Raw genomic sequence first — 6244 nt, forward strand, 5'->3', positions numbered from 1 at the left:
CTTTATAGGTTTCCTCCTTATACCCCTCAATGACGGCGCTTGCACCGGCAAAGTCTCTCCTGGCTAGATACTCATTGGCCTCCACATACTGATACTGGTAGGTCTGAGTACTGGCGCAGTATGAAATGAGAAAAAGTATAAGAAGAAGGAAACCACAATCTATCTTATTTTTAGATAAGGGCATTCCCGGTTTACCAGTTAGATTTTGACTGTTTGATAAATTTCTTCACTTCATTGGATCCAATCCATACCTTTTCATTGCTTTCAAGGTGAATCAACTCCATGGACACCTGATATTTTATAACCTTTTTTCCATCCACCGCATCGGTGATGGATGTGATTACACCCTGCAGCATGAAGTCAGCACCTGTTTCGGCGGCCAGAGCCTTGGCAGTCTTTTCTGTGGCGTTAGACTGCTGATCCTCCCGCTCTTCACGGACTTCCTGACGCTCTACACTGTTAGCGACAAAGCGGACACGACCGCTGTTGATCAATTCCTTTTCGATGTCTTTGATAAAAGTGAGTACTTCAATATGTTCGGAGCTCTTGTTCCCTACAGTTCCGACAATCACAACTGGTTTTTCACCATTGGAGGACTGAAAATCATCCAGCCAGGCCCGGGACAGGGCATCCGAGACAATTGCCTCGGCTGTTAACCTGGAATCCGTATCGTTCCAGCGTCCGCTTAAATCAACGACTTCATCCGAAGAGATTCTGTCTACCTTGGTCGAAGCGCATCCGGCCAGAACCAGCAGAACCATTGCCAGGGAAAGTAAGTGTTTCATCATAGTATTTTCTCCTCTCTTATGTGACGGATTCCCTCTTTATTCTGAAGAATTCCAGTCCATTAATCATGAATGTATGTTTGCAACTTATATTGTAATTCATTTTATATCATAATCCACACAGATTTATGGATTCCCATCGGCTTATTATACAGGGTGATGACTCTTGAATAAAACCCTTTCATATTTAATAATCCTAGCATAAGTACATACAATGAGTTCAGGAGTTAATAATTATGGATGCAAAGGGTAAATACGGAGTCGCACTTGTGGGATGCGGAATCGTCGGCGGAGGGACGGCAAGAGTCCTGACAGAAGACAGAATCTACCTGCAGGAACGAACAGGTATACCTCTGTATCTGAAGTATATTGTCGACCGAAATTATGACAACGCCCGGGCCATCGGCATTCCCGAAGAGCTGTATGAAGAGGACTACAACAAGGTCCTGGAAGATCCCGATGTTTTTCTGGTGATTGAACTTATCGGCGGCCTTACGGTGGCCAAAAAAATGATGACCAAAGCCCTGAAAGCAGGAAAACATGTGGTCACGGCAAACAAGGCTCTGATGGCCCATTACGGACCCGAACTATTCGCTCTGGCGCGGAAGGAAAAAGTCACCATTGGTTTTGAAGCCAGCTGCGGCGGGGGAATTCCCATTGTGAAGGCTCTGACCGACGGTCTGCTTGCCAATAAAATCGAGGCCATCTTCGGGATTGTGAATGGGACCTGCAACCATATTCTCACAGAAATGACAGACAAGGGAGAGAGCTACCAGGAAGCCCTCAAATCCGCTCAGAAAGCAGGCCTCGCCGAGGCTGACCCCACCCTGGATGTGAGCGGAATGGACTCGGCTCACAAGCTGACGATCCTGGGGTCACTGGCATTCGGAGAGCGAGTCGATCTCGATTCCATCCCTGTGGAAGGAATCGACACACTGGATCTCTATGACATTAAAACTGGACGGGAATTGGGCTACATAATGAAGCTCCTGGCAATCGGACAACAAACCAAAAAAGGACTGGCCCTCAGTGTAGCTCCGGCCTTTGTTCACACCTCTCATCCCCTGGCACGGGTTTCCGGCGCCTTTAATGCGGTCAGTGTGTACGGTCATGCCGTCGGTCATACAATGTATATGGGACGGGGAGCCGGTAGTTCACCTACGGCCTCGGCGGTAGTGGCCGACATCATCGCTACTGCCCTGGGAATCACTCCCAAAGCCTTTGAATCTCTGTCTTTCTGGCCGGATAGAACAGAAAAGGCTAAACAGCTGGCCCCTGAAGACCTCACCAGCCGCTACTACCTGCGGTTTATGGTCAAGGACAGACCGGGTACAGTCGCCCGGATCAGCTCCATTCTCAGCGACAACGGAATCAGCATCACCTCTCTTCTTCAAAAGGAGGAGGCCCGGGATACTATACCTCTGGTAATGACGACCCATCAGGCCCGGGAGGGTGCCATTACCCAGGCTTTGAACAAGATAGAGGGACTGGAAGAAACAGCCTCTCCCCCCATTTACATCCGTATTATCGAAGAGCACCCTGAGTCTGTTATTTAGGAGATGAAAATGACCGGAAAAACAACAGTTCTGAAACAGCTTGAAAGACTCCTTGATTCCCAGGGAGAACCACTCTCTTCACGGGATTTTCTTCTGATTTTGTCCTCTTGCATCAAGCAGGAGATAAACCTGAGGAGAGAGACCACATCCCGGCAGGACCGCAAAGACGATCCCCGCAGGGTCTGCTATCTATCCGCAGAATTCCTGACGGGGCGGCTGCTCTATCAGAATCTTCTGGCCATGGGAATAAAGGACCAGGTGAGCCGAATAGCCTCCAGGCACATGCTGACACTCACCGACATTCTGGAAGAAGAATGCGACCCGGCCCTGGGGAACGGCGGGCTGGGACGTCTGGCATCCTGTTTCCTCGATTCACTGGTGCATCTGGATCTTCCTGCTACAGGCTATGGCATATGTTACCGCTTTGGACTGTTCAAACAGAGTATACAGGGTCAGAGGCAGAGAGAACTGCCCGATAACTGGCGTGAGAATGACCTTTGGGGTCAGGAGAACCGTGATGTATGCTACAGGATTCCCTTTGGCGGGTCAGTAGACATCAATCATAAAGAATCTGGAGAACTGCAGTTTAAGCGCGTACCGGAATATGAGATTCTGGCCATTGCCGTGGACTACCCCGTTTCATCGACGATAAGCAACAGGGTTCAGCCCCTGAGATTGTGGAAATCCGAATCTCCCGAGGGTTTCGATCTGGAACGCTTTAATAATGGAGAGCACAACAAAGCCTGGACACACATCAACGAAGCCGAATCTCTCACTTCAGTTCTTTACCCCGGAGACAGCGGAGAAGAGGGGAAAAAACTCCGGCTGAAACAGCAATACTTTTTCGTATCAGCCTCTCTGCAGGACATGATGGCTGGATTCAAAGAAAAGCACGGTTCTAAGTGGTCCGTGTTCCCGGATAAGATTGTTATTCAGCTGAATGACACCCATCCTGTGCTGGCCATCCCCGAGCTGATGAGGCTCCTTTTGGATCAGGAAGAGCTGACATGGGAAGAGGCCTGGGATATATGCACAAGAGTATTTGCCTTCACCAATCACACCGTGCTGGAAGAGGCTCTCGAAAAATGGCCTGTTACCTACCTGAAGCAAATTTTACCCCGGATCATGCTGATTATTGAAGAGATTCAAAGACGTCTGGAAAAAGAATCCGGCATTCCATCAATCATAAGAGGCGGGAATGTTCATATGGCATCCCTGGCAGTGTATGGAAGTTTTTCAGTAAACGGAGTAGCCGCCCTCCATTCCAGGCTTCTCACAGAAACAGTCCTGAAAGACTGGTATGCCTGTTTCCCCGAGCGTTTTAATAATAAGACCAACGGCATCACCCATCGCCGCTGGCTGATGCAGTGCAACCCTGCCCTTACAAATTTCATTAATGAACTGATCGGAGCAGAGTGGCAGACCAGCCCGGATCTCCTTTCGGAACTCAGTCGTTTCAAAGATGACACATCGGTTCTGGACAGACTGGGAGAGATCAAAAAGGAGAATAAAAATAAGTTTGGCGGGTGGCTCCAAAAAGAGAAAGGCTTGTCTTGTCCCTCCCACTTTCTCTTTGATTTTCAAGTCAAAAGGATTCACGAGTATAAGAGGCAGCTCCTCAATATATTCTCAATCCTTCAAAAATACAGAGTTCTCAGAGAGAACCCATCTACTCAGGAAATACCCCATATCTTTTTGATAGGAGGAAAGGCAGCTCCCGGATACTACATGGCCAAGGAGATCATTCATCTGGCCTGCCGCTGCTCTACTGTGATCAACGAAGACCCGATATGCCGGGATAAATTACAGCTTCGGTTCCTGCCAAGATACAATGTGTCCATGGCAGAAAAGATTTTCCCCGCGTCAGATCTGTCACAACAGATCTCAACCGCCGGCAAGGAAGCCTCTGGAACGGGAAATATGAAGTTTATGATGAACGGAGCCCTCACATTAGGAACCATGGATGGAGCCAACATCGAGATATTCGAGGCGGCAGGAAAAGAAAATAACATCCCCTTTGGAATGAGCGCCGAAGAGGTCGTCAGTTACAGGGAAAATTACAACCCCGAAAAATTTCTGGAAGCACAACCGGAAATTAAGGCATTGTTTCAGGATATCAACGGTGGCCTTATAGGGAACCCCGATGAGTTCAAAGGCCTTCTGGATCACTTGATGTGGGGAGATCCCTATCTGGTTCTACCCGAATTGAAGGCCCATTCAGAGGCCCTTGACCGGTCGGAGGAGTTATATAATGACAGTAGAGGGTGGTCACAGAAAAGCCTGCTGAACATAGCCTCATCGGGGGTCTTCTCATCTGACAGAACAATAGCTGAATATGCCTCTGAAATATGGAAGCTCTCAGCCCGTAAACCGGACTAACCAGGGGTCGGCCAGCTGAAACAGAATAATCATGAACAGGGCGGGCATAAAGTTCGCCGTTTTTATCTTTTTCAGCTGGAGGAGATTGATCCCGATCATTATGACCAGCAATCCTCCCACCGCCGATACGGCATCAATCATGGGCTGCTCAACATAGGGTGCAACATAGGTAGACCCGATGGTCAGGAGACCCTGAACAACAAGGATGGACACGGCAGAAAAAGCGACCCCCACTCCCATGACCGCTGCCAGAAGAACCGCGACAGAACCATCCATAACAGATTTAAGTAAGAGCAGCTGATAGTCTTTATCAATCCCTGCCTTGAAAGACCCCACAATGGTTAAAGCACCCACACAAAACAGGACACTGGCATCCAGAAATCCCAGGGCGAATGGTCCCTCTCCAATAGAGACAGGAAGCTTGGATTTCATCCATTCACCGAATCTGAGGACAAGATCTTCCACGCCAATCCAGGTTCCCAGAAGCCCACCCAGAACAAGGGAAAAAACCATATAGAGAACGTTGCATGATTCCTGGGCCATCGTGATCCCCAGAACAAAGGTAAAAATACCCAGGGCAGTGAAAACTGTCTGTTCATATTTATCGTGAATTTTGCCCTTTAGAACCAGACCGATCATCGAGCCGATCAGAACGGCAATGGCATTAATAACTGTTGCAATCATAGGGCAATATTATCCAATTACAATAAGAATGAACAGTCATTTAAGATGATTTAAGTTCTTTCTCAAACTTATGCACCTTTAAGCCGACAATCTTAATAAGTAGGACATACTGCTTGCCTGAGCACAACTGGAGGTGTACAATAAATGTACAAAGAAACAACAATCTCGAATACACACATAATCAATGACACATCAATTCATGAAAATTATGCTGATAAGATATATTGTGCCAACTGCATTCATTGTAAATTAATCCGTTCAAGCACCGGCAACAATGACCAATACCAGCTCCGTGTTCGCTGCGATGCGGGAAAATGGAAGAAAAAACTGGGTGAGGAAAAATTTTACAAATATTTCACAGTAGCACGAAGAAGTATCGAAGATTGTGATCTATACGAACCCATGGGTGATACAAAAGCCTTTCTGAAAGAACTCAAAAAAACACTTCCCATAAAAGATGAAGTCTATATTCTTTCCTGATGGAAAATCCTGTGCTTCACTGACTTGAAAAGCCCCCCTCTGTAGAGTATTATGATCCCCATCATGATGAGGGATATTATGCGAAAAAAAATTATTTATACAATTATACTTGTAACATTTCTGCTCTCCTGCCAGTCAGTACCCAAGAGTGTTGACCAGACATGGACGGAAGAAATGTTTTTCAAACAGGCTCAAGAATCCGTCGACAACAATCAGGTCTCTACGGCTTTATTTTATTATGAGGTCTTCCTGATTCGTTTTCCTGAGGACCATGCCAAGGTGATTGAAGGATTTTACAGAACGAAGGAAGACAAAGCATCGGAAGAGCGCGGCACCGGACTTGGCCTGTCAATCGTGAAG

General features: G+C 47.3%; 6 protein-coding genes and 1 pseudogene. 4 read left to right on the forward strand and 3 right to left on the reverse strand.

Features of this window, described 5'->3' with window-relative positions:
* The coding region (locus PF479_RS16985; protein ID WP_298009056.1) for a hypothetical protein at positions 1-184 on the reverse strand (184 nt) is incomplete at its 3' end.
* Between the two features lie 7 nt (positions 185-191).
* Positions 192-788, reverse strand: coding sequence for a penicillin-binding protein activator LpoB (locus PF479_RS16990; protein WP_298009059.1), 597 nt, complete (start codon positions 786-788; stop codon positions 192-194).
* A gap of 233 nt (positions 789-1021) precedes the next feature.
* On the opposite strand from PF479_RS16990, the gene PF479_RS16995 reads away from it, so the two are divergent.
* Entirely contained in the window at positions 1022-2341 is a 1320-nt protein-coding gene (locus tag PF479_RS16995) for a homoserine dehydrogenase (protein ID WP_298009061.1), read from the forward strand.
* Positions 2342-2350: 9 nt separating this feature from the next.
* On the forward strand, positions 2351-4720 hold the full coding sequence (locus PF479_RS17000) for a glycogen/starch/alpha-glucan phosphorylase (RefSeq protein ID WP_298009063.1): 2370 nt from the start codon (positions 2351-2353) through the stop codon (positions 4718-4720).
* Here the strand turns inward: PF479_RS17000 and PF479_RS17005 are convergent.
* A complete protein-coding gene (locus PF479_RS17005; RefSeq protein WP_298009067.1) occupies positions 4700-5404 on the reverse strand; it encodes a DUF554 domain-containing protein in 705 nt (234 codons plus the stop codon). The two genes, PF479_RS17000 and PF479_RS17005, sit on opposite strands and share 21 nt — an antisense overlap.
* A 144-nt stretch (positions 5405-5548) precedes the next feature.
* Between PF479_RS17005 and PF479_RS17010 the strand changes: the two genes are divergently transcribed.
* Together PF479_RS17010 and PF479_RS17015 are read left to right on the forward strand one after the other, a co-directional pair.
* The gene (locus PF479_RS17010) at positions 5549-5884 is read left to right on the forward strand and encodes a hypothetical protein (protein WP_298009069.1); all 336 of its coding nucleotides are present in this window, start codon (positions 5549-5551) and stop codon (positions 5882-5884) included.
* A 78-nt stretch (positions 5885-5962) separates the two neighbouring features.
* A pseudogene (locus PF479_RS17015) lies at positions 5963-6244 on the forward strand (hypothetical protein); the annotation flags it as partial.

Origin of the sequence: Oceanispirochaeta sp. (assembly GCF_027859075.1) — a bacterium.
Taxonomy (GTDB): Bacteria; Spirochaetota; Spirochaetia; order DSM-2461; family DSM-2461; genus Oceanispirochaeta.

Excerpts from the sequence above, each read along its gene's own strand:
- PF479_RS16990 (WP_298009059.1), bottom strand. The coding sequence starts at position 788 with ATGATGAAACACTTACTTTCCCTGGCAATGGTTCTGCTGGTTCTGGCC.
- PF479_RS16995 (WP_298009061.1), top strand. The coding sequence starts at position 1,022 with ATGGATGCAAAGGGTAAATACGGAGTCGCACTTGTGGGATGCGGAATC.
- PF479_RS17000 (WP_298009063.1), top strand. The coding sequence starts at position 2,351 with ATGACCGGAAAAACAACAGTTCTGAAACAGCTTGAAAGACTCCTTGAT.
- PF479_RS17005 (WP_298009067.1), bottom strand. The coding sequence starts at position 5,404 with ATGATTGCAACAGTTATTAATGCCATTGCCGTTCTGATCGGCTCGATG.
- PF479_RS17010 (WP_298009069.1), top strand. The coding sequence starts at position 5,549 with ATGTACAAAGAAACAACAATCTCGAATACACACATAATCAATGACACA.